General features: G+C 68.3%; 18 protein-coding genes. 8 read left to right on the top strand and 10 right to left on the bottom strand.

The genetic code is table 11. The features are described from left to right. Positions 1-49 precede the first annotated feature (49 nt). The gene (locus tag ABVB68_RS25665) at positions 50-883 is read left to right on the top strand and encodes an RNase A-like domain-containing protein (protein ID WP_353603495.1); all 834 of its coding nucleotides are present in this window, start codon (positions 50-52) and stop codon (positions 881-883) included. A 30-nt stretch (positions 884-913) separates the two neighbouring features. Continuing rightward, on the top strand, positions 914-1,570 hold the full coding sequence (locus ABVB68_RS25670; protein WP_353603496.1) for a contact-dependent growth inhibition system immunity protein: 657 nt from the start codon (positions 914-916) through the stop codon (positions 1,568-1,570). A gap of 152 nt (positions 1,571-1,722) precedes the next feature. Here ABVB68_RS25670 and ABVB68_RS25675 read toward each other — a convergent pair whose 3' ends face one another. From ABVB68_RS25675 to ABVB68_RS25685, 3 genes are all read right to left on the bottom strand, one after another. Next, positions 1,723-2,241, bottom strand: a complete 519-nt coding sequence (locus tag ABVB68_RS25675; protein ID WP_353603567.1) for a transposase — start codon at positions 2,239-2,241, stop codon at positions 1,723-1,725. A gap of 1,094 nt (positions 2,242-3,335) precedes the next feature. Next, on the bottom strand, positions 3,336-4,874 hold the full coding sequence (locus tag ABVB68_RS25680) for a sulfatase family protein (protein WP_353603497.1): 1,539 nt from the start codon (positions 4,872-4,874) through the stop codon (positions 3,336-3,338). 391 nt (positions 4,875-5,265) lie between these two features. Beyond that, a complete protein-coding gene (locus ABVB68_RS25685) occupies positions 5,266-5,646 on the bottom strand; it encodes a hypothetical protein (protein WP_353603498.1) in 381 nt (126 codons plus the stop codon). A gap of 774 nt (positions 5,647-6,420) precedes the next feature. Between ABVB68_RS25685 and ABVB68_RS25690 the strand changes: the two genes are divergently transcribed. Beyond that, positions 6,421-7,989 (top strand): serine/threonine-protein kinase, encoded by a 1,569-nt coding sequence (locus ABVB68_RS25690; RefSeq protein WP_353603499.1) that lies wholly within the window; start codon positions 6,421-6,423, stop codon positions 7,987-7,989. Positions 7,990-8,172: 183 nt separating this feature from the next. After that, complete coding sequence (locus ABVB68_RS25695) at positions 8,173-9,357, top strand: ROK family transcriptional regulator (protein WP_353603500.1); 1,185 nt, start codon at positions 8,173-8,175, stop codon at positions 9,355-9,357. Positions 9,358-9,409: 52 nt separating this feature from the next. On the opposite strand, the gene ABVB68_RS25700 is transcribed toward ABVB68_RS25695, so the two are convergent. The 3 genes from ABVB68_RS25700 to ABVB68_RS25710 are packed head-to-tail and all read right to left on the bottom strand — an operon-like array spanning position 9,410 to position 11,474. Beyond that, entirely contained in the window at positions 9,410-9,844 is a 435-nt protein-coding gene (locus ABVB68_RS25700) for a septal ring lytic transglycosylase RlpA family protein (RefSeq protein WP_353603501.1), read from the bottom strand. A 45-nt stretch (positions 9,845-9,889) separates the two neighbouring features. Then, complete coding sequence (locus ABVB68_RS25705) at positions 9,890-10,744, bottom strand: glycoside hydrolase family protein (RefSeq protein ID WP_353603502.1); 855 nt, start codon at positions 10,742-10,744, stop codon at positions 9,890-9,892. Positions 10,745-10,754: 10 nt separating this feature from the next. Further along, entirely contained in the window at positions 10,755-11,474 is a 720-nt protein-coding gene (locus tag ABVB68_RS25710; RefSeq protein ID WP_353603503.1) for a chitinase, read from the bottom strand. A 222-nt stretch (positions 11,475-11,696) separates the two neighbouring features. Between ABVB68_RS25710 and ABVB68_RS25715 the strand changes: the two genes are divergently transcribed. Further along, complete coding sequence (locus ABVB68_RS25715) at positions 11,697-12,011, top strand: DUF6924 domain-containing protein (protein ID WP_353603504.1); 315 nt, start codon at positions 11,697-11,699, stop codon at positions 12,009-12,011. Positions 12,012-12,141: 130 nt separating this feature from the next. On the opposite strand, the gene ABVB68_RS25720 is transcribed toward ABVB68_RS25715, so the two are convergent. The 3 genes from ABVB68_RS25720 to ABVB68_RS25730 all read right to left on the bottom strand — a co-directional run bounded on the left by ABVB68_RS25720 (position 12,142) and on the right by ABVB68_RS25730 (position 15,844). Continuing rightward, on the bottom strand, positions 12,142-12,963 hold the full coding sequence (locus ABVB68_RS25720) for a thaumatin family protein (protein ID WP_353603505.1): 822 nt from the start codon (positions 12,961-12,963) through the stop codon (positions 12,142-12,144). Between the two features lie 46 nt (positions 12,964-13,009). Further along, entirely contained in the window at positions 13,010-14,212 is a 1,203-nt protein-coding gene (locus ABVB68_RS25725; protein ID WP_353603506.1) for a beta-1,3-glucanase family protein, read from the bottom strand. 126 nt (positions 14,213-14,338) lie between these two features. Next, positions 14,339-15,844 carry a sulfatase family protein gene (locus ABVB68_RS25730; protein WP_353603507.1) on the bottom strand — a complete coding sequence of 502 codons (1,506 nt, stop codon included), beginning with the start codon at positions 15,842-15,844 and terminating at the stop codon, positions 14,339-14,341. A 180-nt stretch (positions 15,845-16,024) separates the two neighbouring features. Between ABVB68_RS25730 and ABVB68_RS25735 the strand changes: the two genes are divergently transcribed. From ABVB68_RS25735 to ABVB68_RS25745, 3 genes are read left to right on the top strand one after another with little or no spacing between them, the layout of a single operon-like run. Then, the gene (locus ABVB68_RS25735) at positions 16,025-16,903 is read left to right on the top strand and encodes a helix-turn-helix domain-containing protein (RefSeq protein WP_353603508.1); all 879 of its coding nucleotides are present in this window, start codon (positions 16,025-16,027) and stop codon (positions 16,901-16,903) included. Between the two features lie 49 nt (positions 16,904-16,952). Beyond that, a complete protein-coding gene (locus tag ABVB68_RS25740; protein WP_353603509.1) occupies positions 16,953-17,669 on the top strand; it encodes a response regulator transcription factor in 717 nt (238 codons plus the stop codon). Next, complete coding sequence (locus ABVB68_RS25745) at positions 17,666-19,165, top strand: sensor histidine kinase (RefSeq protein WP_353603510.1); 1,500 nt, start codon at positions 17,666-17,668, stop codon at positions 19,163-19,165. Before ABVB68_RS25740 ends, ABVB68_RS25745 begins: the two co-directional genes overlap by 4 nt. 689 nt (positions 19,166-19,854) lie before the next feature. Here ABVB68_RS25745 and ABVB68_RS25750 read toward each other — a convergent pair. Next, complete coding sequence (locus ABVB68_RS25750) at positions 19,855-20,070, bottom strand: resolvase (RefSeq protein WP_353603511.1); 216 nt, start codon at positions 20,068-20,070, stop codon at positions 19,855-19,857. Positions 20,071-20,109: the final 39 nt, after the last annotated feature.

Raw genomic sequence — 20,109 nt, forward strand, 5'->3', positions numbered from 1 at the left:
AGGTGAGGGCATCTCCGAGGCCGCCGCGACGGCGGCCACGGCCACCATCGTGGAGCTCGCCGCGACCCTCGGCGTCACCGTCTCCACCGAGATCGCCACCATCGCCGGTACGACTCTCGCCACCGCCGCCTTCGCGGGCATCGAGTCCGTCACCGTCGACCTGGCCCTCGCCCAGCCGATGTCCATCGCCCTGGGCGAGAGCAAGGGCCTCAGCCTCGACGAGGTACGCCAGGCCGCGCTCTACGGAGCCCTCACCGGTGGCGCTTTCGGTGGTGCGGGCGCCACCGTGAGGGCCGTGCGGGGCGCCGGCGGATGGACAGAACTGCTGGGTGGCGTCCGCGTCCCCGGGCTCGAACCCCAGGTCGCGCTGCCCGGCGGTCTGACCGCAAGTGCCGACGACCTCGGCCTGCTCATGAATGGCGACGGCGAACCCAACGCCTGGCCACGCAACAAACGCAAGGGGGCGCAGAAGCCGAAATACACGACGGACCTCGCAGCGGACGAAGGCAAGAACGGCGCGCATACCGGCGCCCGTCACGTGGAGGTCACCACCCGGGACCTCCGGGCCCGCCTGCGCGGGGACCCTGAACTGGACGCCGCCTCCCGGTACATCGACCACGCCTCGGCCCAGAAGCACACCCAGGCGGTAGTCCTCAAGCGGCAGAAGCAGATCGAGGACTGGTTGAACAACGGGAAGCCGGCAGGGAAGAAGGACTTCTCGGCCGAGCTGGGAGAGCCCACCGGAATGAGCTTGTCCCGCAGCAACTTCAGGAACGGACTGCCCCCAGAATGGGTGACGGGGGCGAAAGTCGTCCTCAAGAAGGACCCGACCGTCCCTCTGGGCTACCGCGTCCTGACCTCCTACCCCGAAGCCACCTCGTAAGCCCGCAACAACCAGACAGGTCCACAGCCCATGGCGCCCATCCACGACCGCTTCACGGAACTGCACGACCTCCTGCAGGCGTACGAATGGAGCGGCAACACGTTCGACGACACGATGGAAGCACCCGGCGCAGCGCTCACCTCCTACCTGCGTGTCGTCGCGGCCGAACCCCAGCGTGCGGCAGCCGCAGTACGCGAGCTCGACGATCTGCTCGCCGTCGGCCTGTTCAGCGACGAGGTAGCCGACGACGTCGACCTCCTTCCGCACATCGAACCGCCGTCAGGCGTGAGCGTCGAGGACTGTCTGCGGGTCATCCGCCATCATCTCAGCCGCTTCCTCGCGAAGCCGCCGGCCGACGGTTCCACCCACCGCCCGCAGACTGTCTGGGAGTGGCGTGAGCGGTTCCCCGCGCTCGCCCACCTCCTGGGGTCCTACTTCCACCAGGACTTCTCCGCCGAGTACCAGTCGCATGCCGAGGCCGTCGACGACTACCTGGCCCTGGAGTCCCCGGAGGACCACCGAGCCGCGGCCACGGACATCGACGGGGTCATCTCAGCCGACCAGAACGACGACGACCTGACGGAAGCGGCCCGTGTACTCGGTCTGCGCATTGCGCCTCCAAAGGGAGTCCCGCTGCGCCAGTGGCTCATCGACATCAGGGACATCCTCACTCACCACACCCCATGATCCGCTCAAGCACCGCTGACCAGGCGGCCCCGTCACCCGCCGGCGTCCGTCGCTCCCTGTTCCGCCCGCGCGAGGGCTTGCAGCCAAACGGAGCGCACCACCGCGAACGCGCCCACCACCGCCTCCCCAGCCCCCGAGGCTGCTATGTCTTGTCAAGCGGCCTGAGGGAGCTCTTCCGCGTTTGGCTGGTTTCGTCGTTCCAGGATCTTGAAGATCTGGCGGCAGACGTTGCGCTTGAGGCATCGCTGCGCGTCGCGGGCGCTCTTGCCCTCGCTGATTCGGCGGGCGACGTACGCCTTCGTGGCGGGGTCCAGCCGCATCCTGATCAGGGTGATTGTGTGCATCGCTCGGTTCAGTTGGCGGTCTCCTCCCCTGTTGAGCCGGTGTTTGTTGGTCAGGCCGGATGAGGCCGGGATCGGGGCGACACCGGCGAAGGACGCGAAGGCGGCCTCGGAACGGAACCGGCCTGGGTGCGACCAGCTGACCAGGATCTGAGCCGCGGTGATCGGACCGACGCCGAGTAACTTCAGGAGCTCTGGCGGGTAGCCGCAGCCGTGGGCGGGTGCGTCGGTAGTTTCCAGGACGGCGCCGATGGGGCTGACGGCGGCTGCGGCGAGGGTGTCGCGGTGAGTGTCGACTCCGATGACGCCGTCGACGTGTTCTGCAAGCATGGACACGCGGTTGTTATCCTCCGGGCGAATGGCCGTTGTCGGCGTCGGCCCTGGATGGAGTCACCACGTGGCGGAACTGTGATGAGTCACGCCGTGAGGCGGCGGACAAGCTGCTGATCAAGCCAACGGGTGGGCCAGGTCGGCGCCCGCGTCCGGCAGACATCTCGGGGGAACGGCAATCCCTGACGGGGCGCCAGTTATTTTGCGTGTCATGCCGGATCACGAGCGCCGAGCCTGGCAGCAACCCATCCCGGGCCGCAAAAGAACTCTCACAGTTATGTTTTCCGTGGTCCTGCAAGAGGACCGCTGGCCTCCGGCCCGGCATGACTGTTCCCCCCTGTCGAACGGATGACAATGCCGTTGCTTTAGTGGTCGTGCCATCGGTGGTTCAGGATGACAACGACTGGGGAACGGCGGTTGCTGGCGGGTTCTCCGGGGGCTTTGCTGCCGTAGCCGGTGACGCATGAGCGGATCCTGCGGGGACAGTCACGGGGCCGGCGGCGAGGTAACAGGCTGCGGCCGATCTCGGCAAGTCCGAGGCGCCGGTCCCGTCTGCGTGCGGAGGGGGGAAAAGCCGCTCGGTGAGATCCCCGTGCGGCGGACGACGTGCAGGGCTCGGGTGAACGAGGTCCGCTCGGCATCGCGACCTGGTTTCTCCGCGCTTCCATGCGATCCGGTGATCTGTTACCGCCTGTAGCGGAGGGGCTGTAGCAGTGCGGTACGAGCCGGGCCTGGACGCAAGCCTTGTCTGCGCGACAAGTTCAACCAGTAACCGCGCACAGAACCGCGCAGCGCCGACGGGGTACTTGGCCCCACCAGCCACCGCAGCGACGCGTCATCTGCCAACCGGAGCGGGGACGCCGGCTATGACGCCGCAGGTTGAGTCCTGTAGGAAGACTTCCACAGGATGCGCCGCCGGCCAGCACCCATGGCTGAGGGCACCGACGCCTCCGGAGCCGTGTACGCAAGGCTCAAATCGTGCCCGGGGGGGCGCTTCGCATGAAGTGCGGAAGACCCCGCAACCCCTCAGGGCGCTGGATGCGGGGTCTTCGTATGTCCGCAACCGGATGCCGCCGAGCGCAGCGCGATGACGGCTACTGGTGCAGCCGCGACGCGTCCCGGCAGGACTCGGAGCCCGAACAACGGGCGAGCGTGGTCAAGGTCTCGTGCAGGGCTTCCTCTTTCCCGTCGCTCAGACTGCCTGCGAGATTCTTGAGCTCAGCGGGATCGGCCTGCGTGTCGTAATACTCGCGTTCCCCGTCCGCGTACTCGACCCAGAGACTGTCTGCGGTCCGAAGCGCCTCGTACGTCGGCGGATTGCCGCTGTCCTTCGGAGCCGCGTCGGGATCGCCCGTGGACGTTCCGGGATGGTGATGCTCGACCAGAACGGACTCACGCCAGTGATTCGGCGACGATCCGTGGAAGAGGCCGACAAGGCTGAGACCGTCCACGGCCGAGGGCGGCTTCAGCCCCGCGAGCTGCTGGAACGTCGGATTGAGATCGGTGTTCTGCACCAGCTGGGAGGTGGTCCGCCCCGCCGGCACATCCGGTCCTGTCACCATCATGGGGACGCGGATATCGGTGTCGAAAGCGGTCTGCTTGCCCGGCCGCAGCCGGTGCTCACCCATGTGGAAGCCGTTGTCCGAGCCGAAGACCAGATACGTGTCGTCCGCGAGCCCCTTCTCCTTCAGCACGTCCTGCAGGCGGCCGATCATCCGGTCGACGGCCTGAACCGAGCGGACCCGCTTGGCGAACTTGCGGTCGATCTGCGTCTTCTCCTTGTCGCTCAGGGGCTTGAGATCTGCCTGCCACTTCGGCGCCTGCGCGGGCAGCCGATCGTAGGCGGCGCTCCTGGGTGCCTTGAGCCCCGGGTAGCTGTGGGCGTCGCGGGGCGCGGGCGTGGAGGGCCCGTGTGGCGCGAAGGTGGCGAGTTCCAACATGAACGGCTTGCTGTCCGCCGCCGAGGAACCGATGAAGGAGACCGCCTTGGCGGACACCACGTCGGTCAGGTAGTCCTGCGGGTCATGGCCGTAGTGGACGACCTTGCCGTTCTCGTTGAGGTCGTAGTTGAACTCTGGATACCCGTTGCCGGCCACGTCCCATTCGTTCCAGCCCGGAGGCACGTACGGGTGACCGGTACCGCTGGCGTCCTCCGGCTGGTAGCCGTTGAGGTACTTGCCCATGAAGCCGGTGCGGTAGCCGGCCTTCTGAAGAGCCGGCGCGTAGCACTTCTTCTCGTCGCCGTTCTTCATGAAGGCGCCGTAGCCTCCGTCGTCCCCGTTGTTGGTGAAGACCCCGGTGTTGTGGGGGTACTGCCCCGTGAGTATCGAGGAACGCGAGGGGCAGCACAGCGAGTCGGTGACGAAGTAGTTCGAGAACGTCGTCCCCTGCTTGCTCATCTGCTGAACGTGCGGCATATACCGCACGAGATTCCAGGAGAGGTCGTCGGTGAGTACATAAATGATGTTGGGCTTGCGGCCCTGTTCAGAACTCCCTGCCGACGAGGATGCGGACGCCCCGACCGCCGCGCTCTTGCCGGGCGCTGCCGAGCACCCGACGAGCAGCGCGGCGGCCACGGCAACCCACAGCAGGACCTGCCCTGCTGCACTTCTACCTGGTGACGATCCGTGCATGCACTCTCAACTCCCACTAGTCTGCCGGTCGGTGGGCCAGTGAGAGTAAGAGCGCTTCTTGTGGCTTCCTTGTGCCGAAGGGCCCAGCTCATCAGCCGAGGTGCGCGTCCCACAGGCCCGGTGCCGAGGCCGAGGTCTGCTTCGGAGCTCCCTCCAGACCGAGCTGGGACAGTTCGGCCCCGACGGGCGGGCGCTGTACGACCCGCGCCCCGGCGACCCGACCCGCTGGGACTGGTGCGGCGACACTCCCTGACCGCCCCTGCCGACTCGCCCCGCGATCCCGTCAAGGGCACGCTGGGAGGTGTGACCAGCGCACCGATCATCGTGCACCGGCCCGCCGGAAACGGGCGGCCCGGAGAGCCACCGTGCCGGCCTGTGTCGGTTTCCGCAGTTACGCGCATAACCCAAGGCGGCGGTGCCCGAGCAACTGCTCGCGCCCCGGCCCGCCGAGCCGGAGCACGGCGACCAGGAGCCGGAGGTTGGGCGGCGGGAGGCGATCGACCTGACGGCGCTGCGAGCCTGGCGGGAATCCCGCACGGACGTGGAAGCCCTCGATCTCGCAGTCGAGCGGCTGCGCCACCTCCAGGACGCCTTCCCCAAGGCAGCCTCCGAATCCCGCGCCCGCGCGGACCGCTACACCGAACAGGACGATGCCGACCCAGTGCACCCGGTGCGCGAGGACGACCAGCGGGCGCACCGCCCGCAGGAGCCCGGACCGCACCCCGCGGGCGAGAAGCCGGCCACTGAGCGCACCCGATGCTGCGGTGCGCACCGACGATGCCCGGCATCCAGTCCACCCGAGTGGAGTCCACCTGCCAGAGTGCACGGCATCGTTGCGGGAGTGCGCGGCATCGCCGGTGACGATGCCGCCCCACGTCGCGCCGCGGCCGCAAGGAGTAGGACGGCCTTGATTCAGCGGCCCGAGACGCGCGCATGTGACGTCGTCCACCTGCGCCACCGCGTGGTGCGCCGGCCGACTCGAGCCGAAGGCATGGAGCCGGGCCGCGGTGATGTTCGGGGCGGAGGTCGGCCCGGCGATCCTCGAATTGATCCGCGCGACAGGGCATTTAATCCTCCCCTTCGGACCTTGCCGCCGCTCTCCTCATGGTTCTAGCGTCTGGCAAAGGCTCACGGCAGGGCGAACGAGTGCCGAGTGGTTCGAACCGGTAACCACAATTCCGGATCGAGCGGCGGGACGCCGGCCGTGTCACACCATCCGCACGTAGCGCTTGACCCAGACGAACCCAGCAAAGGAAGCTCCCATTCCAGCTAAGACAAGATCGGCATCCTGGGTGAGGACCAGGCCGTTGCGGAGCAACACCCGGTGGGCCGTGGACGCGTCGGCGCCGTCTCCGGTCCGCCGCCCGGGAGTTCGGGGAGATACAGCGGGCGCCCCACCGGGCAGACCGGCGTGGCAACCGGCGGATCCCAGCGTCAACCTCGGCGGACAGGCGCGCGGATTGGTCCGCGGGCGGCTGGAGCGCTTCGACGGGCACCGCTCCCAAAGGCAACGTGAGGGCGCGTGATATCCGGAGACGGTGACCAGGTGACCACGCGTTCGGAACGGGTGATCGCCGGACGCTATCTGCTTCACGACGTCCTCGGCAGAGGCGGCATGGGCACGGTCTGGCGCGCCCACGACCAACTGCTGGACCGGCCGGTCGCCGCCAAGGAACTGCACGTCCTCACCGACGGCGACGAGGACCGCCGCGTACGGGTACGGCGTGCCATCCGCGAGGCCCGCGCGGTCGCCCGGGTGCCGCACCCCCATGTGGTGGGAGTCCACGACCTAGTCGAGTCCGAGGACCGGCTGTGGATCGTCATGGAACTCGTCGAAGGGTCCTCACTGGCGAATCGGACGGCCGAGACCGGACCGCTCACACCGCAGCAGACCGCCGCCGTCGGCCTGCAACTGATCGACGCGCTGGACGCCGTCCACGCGGTCGGGACTCTGCACCGGGACCTCAAGCCCGCCAACGTGCTGCTGCGCCATGACGGCAGCGCCGTCCTCACCGACTTCGGCATCGCGGCCCTGGACGACGGCGAGTTCTTGACGAGCACCGGTCAAGTGGTCGGCTCCGTAGAGTTCATGGCGCCGGAGCGCGTGATGGAAACAGAGGTCGGACCGGCCTCCGACCTGTGGTCACTGGGCGCCACACTCGCCACGGTGTGCTGCGGCGAGTCCCCTTTCCGCAGGCCGGGAGCACCCGCGACGATGCACGCCGTGGCGTACGAGGAACCCAGCCTGTCGGAGCGGCTCGGTCCGCTGCGCCCGGTCGTCGAAGCGCTGCTGCGCAAGTCCCCGGCCGAGCGTCCTTCGACGGCAGCCGTACGTTCCGCGCTGCGAGGCGTCGTTGCCGGCGAGCCGGATCTCGAGTTCCTGCCGCCGGCGACCGTACTCGCGCTCCGGCCTGCGGCCCCGATGGCCGACGCGAACACGATGGCCGCCAAGCCGAAATGGCGCGTCCCGGCCGCGGAGACCGTGCCGCCGGGGCGCCACACCACGCCGCTCGAACTCCCACAGCCGCAGGCATCCCGCTCGGCGTGGCCGAAGCGGCTGCGATGGGGGCTGGCCGGAACGGCCATACTGACGGCGGGCGTTGCGGGCGGTCTCCTCGTCACCGGACCGCTGCCGCTCAAGGATGATCCGAAAACTCCGAACGCTTCGAGCGTTTCGAGCGTTTCGAGCATATCGAGCACTCCAAAAAGGGGGACGGCCCGTCAGGTCATCGAGTCGACGGCCGGTTGGCAGCCGGTCACCGGCGTGTCCGTCCATCAGGGCGATCGGATCACCGTCCAGTTCGTGTCCGGAGAGTGGACGGCCAACTCCCGAAAGCTGCCCATGACCGGGCCGGCCGGTTACGACCCGAAAACCAACCAGCTGCCGGAGGGGACGAAGGCCTGCAAGGTCAAAGTCGGGGCTCCTTTCGGCTCCTTGCTGGCCCGACTCGTGGGTGAGCAGGACCTCCCGATACACAACGTCGGGCGGAAGCTGACTTTCCGGGCGCCCGGCGACGCCCGCCTGCAACTGGGCATGAACGACGCCTCCGGTGCCTGCTCCCAGGACAACAGCGGCACGCTGACCGTGCAGGTGCACGTCGCGCCTCGACCCTGACCCGGGCGGCGTCAGCCCCCACCGGCCCGCGGCAACACCGCATACGCCCAGGTGTCCTCCCTCTGAGTGGCTCCACAGAATTCCCACAAAGACGCCCTCTAGCTTCTTGCGCGGCGGGGGACGGACGACTGATCTCCGTCCCTCACGCAACAGTTGCGTTCAAAGAGGGGGGCGCCTTCCGCAATGCCGACTGAGACGACGACACGGGCCTCCAGCGCGCACGAGGCCCTGGTGCTGAGCCTGCTGCGCGAGCACGGTCCGCTCACTCGGGGAGACTTACGGATCCTGAGCGGCCTGTCCCGCACCACGCTCTACGACGCCGTCGGGGCGCTGATGGACAACGGCAGCGTCCTCGCCTCGGTTCCGGAGGCGGCCCGGCGCAAACGGGGCCGCCCGGCGGAGGTACTGACCGTCAACTCCGGGGCCGGCCGGCTGCTCGGCATCGAGTTCGCGCGACGGGCGGTGCGGGTGGCCGCGATGAACGCGGAGCACGAGATCGTCGGCACCACCGGCGAACCGCACGACCCCGACACCCCGTGGCAGACCCGCATCGACCTCGCGTGGCTACTGGCGGACAGGCTGACGCACGGGACGCTGCGACCGGGCGCCCTGAACGGCATCGGCGTCGGGGTGGTCGGACCGGTCGGCACACCGGGGCAGGGCCCGCTGTGGGCGCCTCGGCACGACATCGTGGCGGCACGCGTGCGCGAACGCTTCGGCGCACCGGTACTGATCGACAACAACACCCGGCTGGCCACCCTGGCCGAGACGATCTGGGGTGCCGCCGCGGGTGAACAGAACATGCTGTACCTGCGGTTGTCGCACGGCGTCGGCGGCGGACTCGTGATGGCCGGCACACTGCACCGCGGCGCCCACGGCCGCTCCGGGATGTTCGGCCACATCACCGTGGACCCGGGCGGCGCGCCCTGTGAGTGCGGTGCGATCGGATGCCTGGAGACAGTGGCGTCGATCGGGGCCGTACTCGACGCCTGCCGCACCGCGGGAACCGCGGCAGCAGACCTGCCGGAACTGGTGAGCGCGCTCGAGACCGGCGACGCGGCCGCGCACGCGGTTCTGGCACGGGTCGGCACGCATGTCGGCAGGGTGCTGGCCGATGTGAGCCATGCCGTCGGACCCGACGTGATCGTCATCGGCGGCGAGCTGGTCGACGCCGGTCGAGCCCTGATGGCACCGATCGAGCACATGCTCGACACGCATGTCGCGCGCTGCTCGTACGGGGTGCCCCGAGTGATTCCGGCCGGACTCGGCGATACCGGCGCCGTCCTCGGCGCCCTCGCTCTCCTCCGGCGGCACCCGGATCACGAAGCGCCCGGGCTGCGGGAGGCCACCCGGGCGCTCGTACCGTGACACGGAGACGTCAGCCGTTCCGGCCGCCGGTCACCCCGTCTTTCTCAGAGGGTCACTTCAGCACCTTCTGCCGGACGACGACGTGACCGGCGTCGGGGTTGAGGCTCCCGCCGAGCCGCCTGAAGGCGCCGTCGGTCAGGTCCAGGCACTTGGGTTCCGCCTTCGTGTGCTTGAACGTGCCGCGGTCGTTGATGCGCACGACCAGGGACTTGCCGTTCGCCACGTTGGTGACCCGCACCCTCGTGCCGAAGGGCAGCTGGCGATTGCGGGTGAGCGAAGTCGCCGCGGTGTTCTTGCTGTTGTCGAAGATGTCGCCGTTGGCGGTGGTGCTGCCGGCGGGTATCGGGCCGTAGTGCGTCGCCCAGCACGTCGGCCTCTGAGCCTGCGCGGAGGCGGTCGCGGCGGAACTCGCCGGAGCCAGGGCGACCATCGCGGTCAGTACGGCCGCACCGGCCGCGATGGAGGCGTGCAGGGCCCGCTTGCTCATTTTCTTTCCCTCGTTTCTCGTGATTTCGACTGATTGATCTTGTGTTCAGCCCGCGGAGCGATAGGCGGCGCCCACCCGGTTGGCCGTCGCACCGTGGTAAAGGCCGGTGCCGTCGCCGTGGTCGGTGGAGAGGGTGAACCACGCGTAGCGCCGGACGTAGTCCAGGTGCTGGAGCATGGCCGTCGACTTCTCGACGAATGCGGCCTGTTGCGCCTCGGACGGATAGCGCGGGGTGCCGGATGAGAAGTCGATCAGGGCGTATTCGGTGAGCCAGATCGGCTTCTTGTAGCGCTTGTGCACGGCCTCGAGATAGCTGCGCAACTGCCCCGTCGCGCGCTGGGCGTCGAAGTCCGCGCCGTACCAGTGCAGGGGGATGAAGTCGACCTGGTAGTGGCGGGCGGCGGCGCCCTTCATGAACCGGTCCAGCCAGCCGCCGGCGACCTCGCCGCCGGTGGCCACGGCGGGGGCGCCGAGCCGCAGACCGGTCGACTGGAGCCGGGGCCACAGGTCGAGTGCCTGCTTCACGGTCATGTGGGCCTGATCCGACCTGTCGGGCTCGTTGAAGCCGAGCAGGTTCTTGCCCTGCTTCTTGGCCAGGCCGAGCTCCTTGTTCGTCACCGAGCCCGCGTCATGGATCATGGGCACGAACTCGACACCGCGCGGCGGCTTGATTCCTCCCTTGTCCGACGACCAGGTGTAGAACCAGCCCGAGTTCGAGTCGGCGAGCGCCTTGGTGACGCCGTCGAACTTCCAGGCGCTGATGCCCTTCTTCTTCGCCGCGGAGGTGGCGGCAACGGAATGGCCGCCGGCCGCGAACGCAGTGGGCGCGGCGCTCTGGCTGCCGGCCACGAGCACGGCCGAGAGCAGGAACGGCAGGGCGAGGATGCGTACCTTCCGCATGGCGCCTCCCTCAGCAGCTGAGGTGCGCGCCGGCGCCGACGTGGAGCATCTTGGTGAACTTCTCGTACTTGGCGACCCGGTCCTTCATCTCGGCCGGGTTGCCGCCGTTGCACTCGAAGGCGCCGTTGATGCTGCGGATGGTCTCGCCGAAGCCGCCGCTCTTGACCATCGCGTGGTGGGGCGTCATGGTGCCGGGGCCGGACTGGGTCATCCAGTACCAGAGCGCGAGCTTCCAGGTCACGACGGGGTTCGTCGCCGCGAGGTTCGGGTGGTTCAGCAGGTCGATGTGGACCGCGTCGCCGGCCGCCTTGTAGTTGTAGTTCCAGCTGATCTGGAGCGGGCCGCGGCCGTGGTACGCGGACTGGCCGGCCGGGCAGCCGTAGGGCTCTTGCTGGCAGTAGGTCGGCCAGTTGGCCTTGTCCTGCTCGTTGATGTAGATCAGCCCGCTGGTCTCGTGGCTGACGTTCGCGAGGAAGGCCGCGGCTTCACGCTTCTTGGTCTTGGCGTCGCCGGTGTGCGCGAAGGCCGGGAATGCCTTCATCGCCGTGACCAGGCCCTCGTAGGTGTAGAGCTTCTTGTGGTGCGGGAACATCTTGTTGTACTGAGCCTTGCTGACGACGAATCCACCGCTTTGCTCTGCGGCGGACGCCGTGTCGGTGCTCAGATTGACCGCTGAGATCGCCATCAATGCGGCGGTGAGCACGGCGTAGACGGCACGTATCCTTCGCATACGGAAAACTCCTTGGAGTAAAGGCGGGGTTGCCCATCGGAACCCGGATACGAAGCTACCTGCCGCCGCCCGGAGAAAGGGCTCAGAAATTGCTTCGGGAACGGCAGTTGTTGCTCGGGGAGTTCGAGCGCGACAACCGCGTGCGGAACAGGCGAGCATATAATCCGGAGTAGCTGGCGCCATCCTCGCGATCGGGCGCCGGCGTTCTTCTGGAGGAAATTCTTGCGACCGGTCATCAACCGTGCCAGGCACGACTTCGAGACCGAAGCCCTGGTCATATGCACGGACTACTCGGACGACGAGGCGTGGCGAGCGGTCGTGGCGCTCCTCGATCAGTCCGACGGCGGGTTCGAAGTCCGCCACCATCTGTGGACGACCGTGCCTAGGCGGGAGTTCGCGTACCACGCGGTGCGCGCCGAGGACCTTCAAGACCGGCCGCATCAACTGCTCGCTCAAGCACATAGGCGTCGGCTCGTGAAGGCGTCGGGCTCGGCGGGTGGCCCGTACTGGACGCAGGACTTCGGCGCGAAGTTCTGAACCCATGCCTCTGAACCGACGTGCCTGAGCCGACGCGTCTGAACCGAATACGAGTCGGCCGCCCCGCGCGAGTATTCGCGGGGCGGCCGACTCGTGGAGCAGGAGGTCATGGGGTCATGGGGTCATGGGATCACCAGAACGTCACGACGAAGCCCTTGCACTCGGCGCACTGCCGCATCGTCTTGTTGCCGGACTCCTGATCCTGCTTGGACCAGGCGTAGGCCTTGGGGCAGTGCTTCTTGATGGCATCGCTGTAGGCGGAGGTGGCATCCCGGTTCGGGTTCACGCACAGCACGGTCTTCCCGGCGGAGTTGTGCTGCCGGTCGGCCTTCGGGCAGTAACGCAGCAGGTTCTTCCGGCAGCCCTGCTGCGAGCACGAGCCGTTCTCGGTGACCTTCTCGGCTCCCTTGGGCGCGATGGTGATGGGGAGTGAGAAGGCGTTGACGTAGCTGACGTCGTACCAGGGCGCCTGCGTGTCCTTCTTGTCGAAGTTGAACTCGGCGAGGCTGACCGGCTGTTCGCCCGTCCTGCAGCCCTGGGCGGATACTCCGCAGTCGCCGATGGCGCAGTGGAACGTGCTTCCCGACTTGCCCGAACACCCCTGGCGGGGGAAGAACTTGCCGCGCCAGTGGTGGGGGGCCCTGTCCTCCGGGATGGTCACGGTCGCCGACTGCCCCGGCTTGAGCACGGGCAGCGACATCAGGTTCTTCGAATCTCCGTCGGGCTCGTCCTTGTTGACGGTGCTGCCGATCCACAGCTTCTTCCCGGACCGGTTGACGAACGTCACCGTGTGGGCGCCGGCGGCCCCACTCGCCTCGGGTGCGGCGACGGTGGTAGCGGCGGGCACGGTGCGGGAATCGTCGGCCACGGCGGCATGCGCGTCTCCGGCGGACGCGACGGCCGGCATGAGACACAGCACGGCCGCGAGAAGCAACTCACGTAGTCTCTTCACCTGGTACTCCCTCGATGGTCGCTTGCTGCACGCAAGAGCGGGTGCCTCAGAACGGGGTCAGCGTCAGGTGCATGTGCTGGGGGCTGGGGTCCTCGATGTAGGAGGCCCAGTCGGCGACGTCGTCGAAGGCGAAGCCGTAGGCCTTGCCGTTGCTGGTCGCGGCGTGGACGGCCTTGGCGTAGTGGTTGGTGACGGCGGTGTCGTAGAAGGTGGCCGCGCGGGTGGTGGGCTGATTGCTGTGGCTCAGCAGCGTCGAGCGGTTGAACGCGGCGCCCAGGGCGGCGGCGACGGGGCCGGTGATCCCGTCGTTGGGGGCGGCGAGCGCCCCTTCGCAGAAGAGCACGTCACGGGTGGAGGGCTTGGCGAAGGAGACCTGCGCGGGGCCGCTGAAGGTGAGCTGCTGGTTCCTGACCCGGCCGGTGAATACGCCCGCGTTCGTCCTGACGACGAGGTTCTTGTCCTGGTAGGCGTGCCAGACCTTGTCGATGTAGTCGTCGAAGTAGTGCTGGGGGAACCGGCCGGCGTCGAGGCCGTGGCTCGGGGCGATGACGCGCCGGTCGGCTATGACGAGGTGCTTGAAGTCAGGGTGGTTCCTCAGGGCGTTGAAGACCTTCACGCGGCCGCCGGCGGGCAGCTGGCCGGTGCTGTGGTTCTTCGCTCCGTTCAGCCCGATCATCATCGGAACGCTGAACATGTCCACCATGGTGGTGTTGCAGTGCATGCCGGACGCGTCGTGGGTGAACTCCACGAAGTCGTGCAGCACGGAGAAGTTGGGGTCGGACTCCACCCAGCCGGCCGGCTGTTGAAGACCGATCTTGCCGTCGGCGCCCCTGACCGCCTTGAACTTCAGTTTGTGGCCGAGGGCCACGTAGATGCGTCCGGACATCTGCGGCAGTCGCAGGTTGGTCGCGCCGTGGGCGGTCAGCGGGATGGAGTAGTCGGCGAAGCCGCCCGCGTGGTTGTCGGAGAGCTTGACGGGGGCCAGGGTGCCCCGCCGGGTGAGCCGTACCTGCCGGTCTCCCGTGCTGCCCACGACGTACAGGTGGACCTGGCCGTTGGCGAACTTGCCGCTGCTGTTGACGACCGTGAGCGGCAGCCCCCCTCGCGCGGCCTCGGCGGTCGGGTCGGCGCCGTCGGAGTCGGCGAAGGCGCGCGGGGCGGCGGAGACGATCGCGGATCCGGCTAGGGCACCCGCCATCGAGGCGAGCGCTCTGCGGCGGGTGGGCGGGTGGGCGTCGGACGAGAACATGCGGAAATTCCTCTCTCCAGTGCCGTGTGTGACGGAACACGCTGGGGAAACGGGCGCGCGCGGGCGCCCGCCCACGCGATGCCCTGGCCGCGGCGGGCGGCCAGGGCACCCCCATGGGAAGCCCTGCTACGGGTGTCCGGCGCTCCAGCAGCCGTCGCCGTGGCAGTTCTTCAGCCCGGTCAGCGCGTCGTGCAGCTTCGCCAGGCGGGCCTGGCTCAGCTGTCCGGCGGTGTTGTGCAGCTCGTCGGGGTCGGTGCTCAGGTCGTAGTACTCCTTCGCGCCGCTGTCGTACTCGACGTAGGTGTAGGAGTTGGTGCGCATGGCGTGGTAGTTCGGCGGGCTGACGCTCTCGCTGCCGTCGTTGTCCGGGTCGTCATGAGCCGGCTTGGCGTGGCGGTGCTCGATCAGGTTGGCCGTGCGCCAGCCCGCGTCCGAGCCGCCGTCCAGGAGGGGGAGCATGCTGTGCCCGTCCACCTTGGACGACACCGCGGCGCCGCCGATCTTCTCGAAGGTGGGCGCGAAGTCGATGTTCGACACCTGGGCGTGGCTCGTCCGTCCGGCCGCGACACCGGGTCCTGCGATCACCAGCGGCACGCGGACGTCGGTGTCGAAGGCCGTCTGCTTGCCCGCCTTGAGCCGGTACTCACCGAGGTGGAAGCCGTTGTCGGAGCTGAAGACGACGTAGGTGTTGTCGGCGACGTGGGCGCTGGTCAGGCTCTGGCGCAGCTTGCCGAGCATCTCGTCGACCGCCTGGAGCGACTGTGCGCGCTTGCGGAACTTCTTGTCGATCGCGGTCTTCTCGCTCTGGGTCAACGGGTTCTGCCGGGCCAGCCACGGCGGCGCGTTGGTCGGGAGCTTGTCGAAGGCGGGGCCCTGCGGCGCCTTCAGGCCGGGGAAGTCCTTCTTGTCCCGGCGGGCCGGCGTGGACGGACCGTGCGGTGTGAAGAGGGCGACCTCCAGCATGAACGGCTTGTTCGCCGCCGCGGACTTCTTGATGAACGACTGACCCTTCTCGCTCAGGACGTCGGTCAGATAGTCCTTGTTCTTGTCGCCGTGGGGTTCCATCGTGTGGTTGTGGGCGAGGTTGTAGTTGTACTCCGGGAGGCCGTTGCCGACGACGTCCCACTGGCTCCACCCCTGCGGCATGTACGGCTGCTGGCCGTCGACCGTGGACTTGGGGTCGTAACCGTTGAGGTACTTGCCCATCATCGCGGTGCGGTAGCCCTTGGCCTTCAGGGCGACGGCGAAGGTGTCCTTGTCCAGGCCGTGGTCGTGGAAGGCCTTGAAGCCGCCGTTGGACTCTGCCGTGTTGCTGAGGACGCCGGTGTTGTGCGGGTACTCACCGGTGAAGATGGACGAACGGGACGGGCAGCAGAGCGAGTTGCTGACCACGAAGTCGCTGAACGACGTGCCCTGCGACTGGAGCTTCTGCACCTCGGGCATGTACGGGAGCAGGTTTGTGGACATGTCGTCGGTGAGTACGAAGACGATGTTCGGTTTGGCCGCGGCCGCGGCCGGCTTCACGGTGGGGGCGGTGGCGTGGGCTGTCGCCGCGCTCATTCCGCTCTGAGCGGCGAACACCATCGCCGCCGAGCCGGCTGCAAGTGTCAGCAATTGACGAGTGCGAATCATGCTGGGAGCGTGGCAGCAGGAATCCGCCTCGGTCAATATCAGATTGCCTCCCGCCGAATTATTCCGTGCTCAGGCCAATTAATCCGGACCAGTCGCCTTGCGGCAGCCTCTGATTCCCCTGCACTCTCTACACGGCACCTGCATCGAGAGCCGTGGAACCGCACGAGAGGAAACCGGGCGTTGGAGGTAACCAGCGAGGTGGGGAGCAAAGCATGGAACTCCCTGCACGTGTGGAAGCAAACGTTCAAGAAGGGCGTCCACACGCTCCATCTTCCGTCGTCTTCAGGAATCAAACTGAATGCCCATCTGAGCGGGCTTCTGGAAATTCGCGAAGGTCACGGCACACGGACAGGGAAAGAGGCGTTCCCACTTCCCGACGACGTGTGCATCATTCCCCCGGGGCTGAGCCGGACGCTGGTCGTGGCACCGACCGGTGACGAGCCCGTGACGATCGCCACCCTCGCCCTCCCGGTCGACACGCTGCGCCGGCTCATCACCGAGGAGGACCTGCGGTCACGCGTCCCATATCTGTGGGATCCGCACCCGGTGACGCGGTTCGACCCACTCCTCGCGGCCATGGTCAAGGCGGTGGCGGCCGCGAGCGAGGTCGGCGCTGACGACCTGTACGCGCAGTCGGCGGCACAGTTCATCGCCGCCCACCTGCTCGCGCCCCACTCGTCCGGTTCGGGCAGGACAGCCGGTCCGCTGAGCTCAGGGCAGCTCGAGACGATTCTGTCCTATATGCGGGCCAACCTCGAACAACCGGTTTCGGTCGGCGACCTGGCGTCCCTGGTCTCCTTCAGCCGTTTCCACTTCGTACGCTGTTTCAAGGCCACCACCGGATTCACCCCGTACCGCTATCTCACCGAACTCCGGATCGACCTGGCCCGCAAGTATCTCGAGACCGGCGACGACACCATCGCCCGCATAGGACGGCGCTGCGGATTCTCCGGTTCCGAGCACTTCTCGCGGAGCTTTCGCCGCATCATGGGATGCACGCCGTCGCAGTACCGGACGAGGCACTCCTGCGGTCTCGGGCAGAGCCTGCCCGTGCTTTGATCGGTCTCCTATGGGCAAGCTCGTTCGACGCGGTGAAACCGAGGTGTGCATGGCAGGCAAGGCCGGGCGGGTGCTGGTGGTCGACGACGACGCGGCGATACGGCGGTCACTGGCACGGGGGCTGAGGCTGAGCGGATTCACGGTGACGGTCGCGGACGGGGGTCACACCGGTCTGGCGGAGGCCCGCGTCGGCCGCCCCGACATCGTCGTCCTGGACGTCAGCATGCCCGATCTCAGCGGCATCGACGTGTGCCGGGCCCTGCGCGACGACGGCGACGACGTACCTGTGCTGATGCTCTCCGCGCTGGACGAGACGGCCGACCGGGTGGCGGGCCTACAGGCGGGCGGGGACGACTACCTGGTCAAGCCGTTCGCACTCCAGGAGTTGGTCCTGCGGCTGCACGCCCTGTTGCGCCGCCGCCCGCCGGCCGCCACCGCCCCCCTCCGCGTCGGCGGCCTCGTCCTCGACCCGGCCGCCCACCAGGCCGTTCTGGACGACCGGCCACTGCAACTGACCCGGCGCGAGTTCGCGCTGCTGGAGATCCTGGCCCGCAACGCGGGCATCGTGCTCACCCGCGAGCAACTGCTGGACTGGGTCTGGGGATACGACTTCCAGGTCCGCAGTGACGCCGTCGACACCTTCGTCAGCTATCTGCGGCGCAAGCTGGAGGCAGACGGTCGGCCCCGGATGGTGCACACCGTGCGCGGGGTCGGTTTCGTCCTGCGCGCGGACCGCCAGACCCCGCACATCGAGGGCACGCCGTGAAACTGTCCACCCGTATCGCGCTCGCGGTCGGCGTGAGCGTGCCCGTACTGGTCCTCGCTTCCGGCTGGCTGCTGCTGCACCTGGTCAGCAGCGACCTGCGCACGCACCAGAACGACCAACTACGCGCCCGCGCGACGGTCGTCGCCCAGAACGCCAAGGCGTATCTGGACGTTGCCGGGACTGACCACCCGCTCCTGGAGCAGGCCCGCCGACGCCGGCTGATCAACTCCGCGCGGGATGTGGGCGTCCGGCTGAAGGGGCCGCAGGACACGATCTCGGCCGGCCCGCAGCCCGAGCCGAACCCCACGCTGCCCCGCAACGCCCCGACGCCCGTCACCGTGACCTCCGGCGGCACGGATTGGCTCGTCCTGTCACTGCGCGTCGGTGCCGCGGCGAAAGAGAGCAACACCCCGAATCTGTGGCTGCTGTCACCGGACACGGCCGAGGACGAACTGGCGCTGGTGCGCCAACGGGTACTGACCGGTGCGCTGGTGGCCGCCGCACTGGCCGGTGCCACCGCCTGGGCCATCGCCGCCCGGGCGGTTCTTCCGCTACGGCGGCTTCAGAGGCGTACCAGTGGACTGGACCCCAGGGCCAGCACCGTACGTCTGGAGCACACGCCGACCCGGGTCACCGAGGTGGACGACCTGGCGTACACGGTGCAGACCGTGCTCGCCCGCTACGACGAGCAGGCCGCGCGCACCGAGGAGGCGCTGGCCACCGCCCGCGCGTTCGCCGCGACCGCCTCCCACGAGCTGCGCACCCCGCTGATGAGCATGCGCACCAACCTCGACATCCTCACCGACCACCCCGGCCTCGACCCCGAGGACCGGGCGGAGGTGCTCGGGGACCTCGGGCGCGAACACACCCGGCTGCTCGGGCTGCTGGTGATGCTGAAGGCGCTCGCACAGGGCGACCTGATCGAGGCGGACGCGTTCTCGCCACTGGACCTCGGGGAGCTCGTGGAGGCGTCGGTCTGCGACCTGCGGCGTACCCGCCCCGACGCCGAAGTGTCCGTACGCACCACCGCGGGGGTGCGTGTCGACGGCTGGGAGCAGGGTCTGCGTTCGGCGGTGGACAACCTGCTGACCAACGCCTGGACCCACGGCCGCGCCGAGGACGGCGTCGCCCGCATCGAGGTGACCCTGCGCCCGCCGCTCGGGGGGCGTGAGGCGACCGCGGTGCTCGTGGTGGACGACCACGGCCGCGGCATCCCTCCCGAAAGCCGCGAGGAGATCTTCCAGCGTTTCCACCGCGGCCCCGACAGCCCCGGCTCCGGCCTGGGCCTCACCCTGGTCGCCCAGCAAGCCGCCCTCCACGGCGGCCACATCACCGTGGCGGACCGCCCTGACGGCCGGCCCGGCACACGCTTCGAGCTCCACCTGCCGGCCACGGGCGTCCAGGACATGGAGTACACCCTGCCGTTGCTGCACCGCGACTGGTTGACCCGAACCCCCGAACAGGCCCCGCCGGGCCTGTTCACCAAGCACACCTAGGTTTACGTTCGGCTAGGGTCGATATCCGCTTTCCTCCCTGTCGAATTATTCCCCGCAGTGCCAATTGATCCGGCGGCGGGCGCCTTGTGGCTGTCGCCGGTATGCCCGCATTCTGACCTGGCGTCCCTGTCTCCTACCCGTTCGCCATCACGCTGTGGGCGTGGTGTGCGTGAGCCTGTACGTCGTCTTCAAGCGCCGCGACTGGCTCTGAGCCGTCCGCCGCCCGGCACATGGCTCGTACCCGTCCGTGTCATGGCGTGTTCTGTGCGTCACTTGATCGGCACTGCTTCAGCACCTGCCCCGCCGTACGATCGACCGCCCGTCAAGTGACCCCCGTCCGGGAGGGCACCGCGCAACCGTCCCATCGATCCCGGCACACCGGCAGGATCCGATCACTGCCGGATGTCTTCGTCCGAACCGGCGCTCAGCCTGACCTGAACGGTCTGACAATGAGTTGACTCTCCGACCACTCGTGACCGGCATTGACGGGCAGCCGTGTGTCCCGCCGTACTGGGCGGTGGACACCGCTGACGGTGAGCCGGTCCGGTTTGCCGAAGTGTCGCAGGCGTCGACAGGTTGCCTGGCCCGCCGCCCGTTCGTACCCGGGGCTCCCAAGGAGCCAGTCGAACCGGTGCTGGGTCTGGGCTGTCTCACCCGGCACGTGGTTGCACAGCTCCACGACGCACGCCTCATCGCCGTGATGACGGTCCGCCGCCGTGCTTGCCCTTGCGGGCGGCGGTGTCGAGCCCTTCCGGGGTCGACTCGCGGACGTTCTCCCGACCGGTCTCCGCCACCTCCACGAAGAATGCGAACAGCAGTTTGCCGTGCCCGCTGGGGCCGTACGTTCCGGCGAGGGGGCCGGCGAGTGCGGTGAGTTCGGCGGCTTCGCGGCCGAGCCGCTTCATCTCGTACCACCGTGAGGATGACCCGCCAGTCGGACTGTG

Origin of the sequence: Streptomyces sp. NPDC096012 (genome assembly GCF_040426375.1) — a bacterium.
In the GTDB taxonomy this organism is placed as follows: Bacteria; Actinomycetota; Actinomycetes; order Streptomycetales; family Streptomycetaceae; genus Streptomyces.

Coding starts and splice junctions, on each gene's coding strand:
- ABVB68_RS25670 (WP_353603496.1), top strand. CDS start 914: ATGGCGCCCATCCACGACCGCTTCACGGAACTGCACGACCTCCTGCAG.
- ABVB68_RS25675 (WP_353603567.1), bottom strand. CDS start 2,241: ATGCTTGCAGAACACGTCGACGGCGTCATCGGAGTCGACACTCACCGC.
- ABVB68_RS25680 (WP_353603497.1), bottom strand. CDS start 4,874: ATGCACGGATCGTCACCAGGTAGAAGTGCAGCAGGGCAGGTCCTGCTG.
- ABVB68_RS25695 (WP_353603500.1), top strand. CDS start 8,173: ATGCCGACTGAGACGACGACACGGGCCTCCAGCGCGCACGAGGCCCTG.
- ABVB68_RS25700 (WP_353603501.1), bottom strand. CDS start 9,844: ATGAGCAAGCGGGCCCTGCACGCCTCCATCGCGGCCGGTGCGGCCGTA.
- ABVB68_RS25705 (WP_353603502.1), bottom strand. CDS start 10,744: ATGCGGAAGGTACGCATCCTCGCCCTGCCGTTCCTGCTCTCGGCCGTG.
- ABVB68_RS25710 (WP_353603503.1), bottom strand. CDS start 11,474: ATGCGAAGGATACGTGCCGTCTACGCCGTGCTCACCGCCGCATTGATG.
- ABVB68_RS25725 (WP_353603506.1), bottom strand. CDS start 14,212: ATGTTCTCGTCCGACGCCCACCCGCCCACCCGCCGCAGAGCGCTCGCC.
- ABVB68_RS25730 (WP_353603507.1), bottom strand. CDS start 15,844: ATGATTCGCACTCGTCAATTGCTGACACTTGCAGCCGGCTCGGCGGCG.
- ABVB68_RS25740 (WP_353603509.1), top strand. CDS start 16,953: ATGGCAGGCAAGGCCGGGCGGGTGCTGGTGGTCGACGACGACGCGGCG.
- ABVB68_RS25750 (WP_353603511.1), bottom strand. CDS start 20,070: ATGAAGCGGCTCGGCCGCGAAGCCGCCGAACTCACCGCACTCGCCGGC.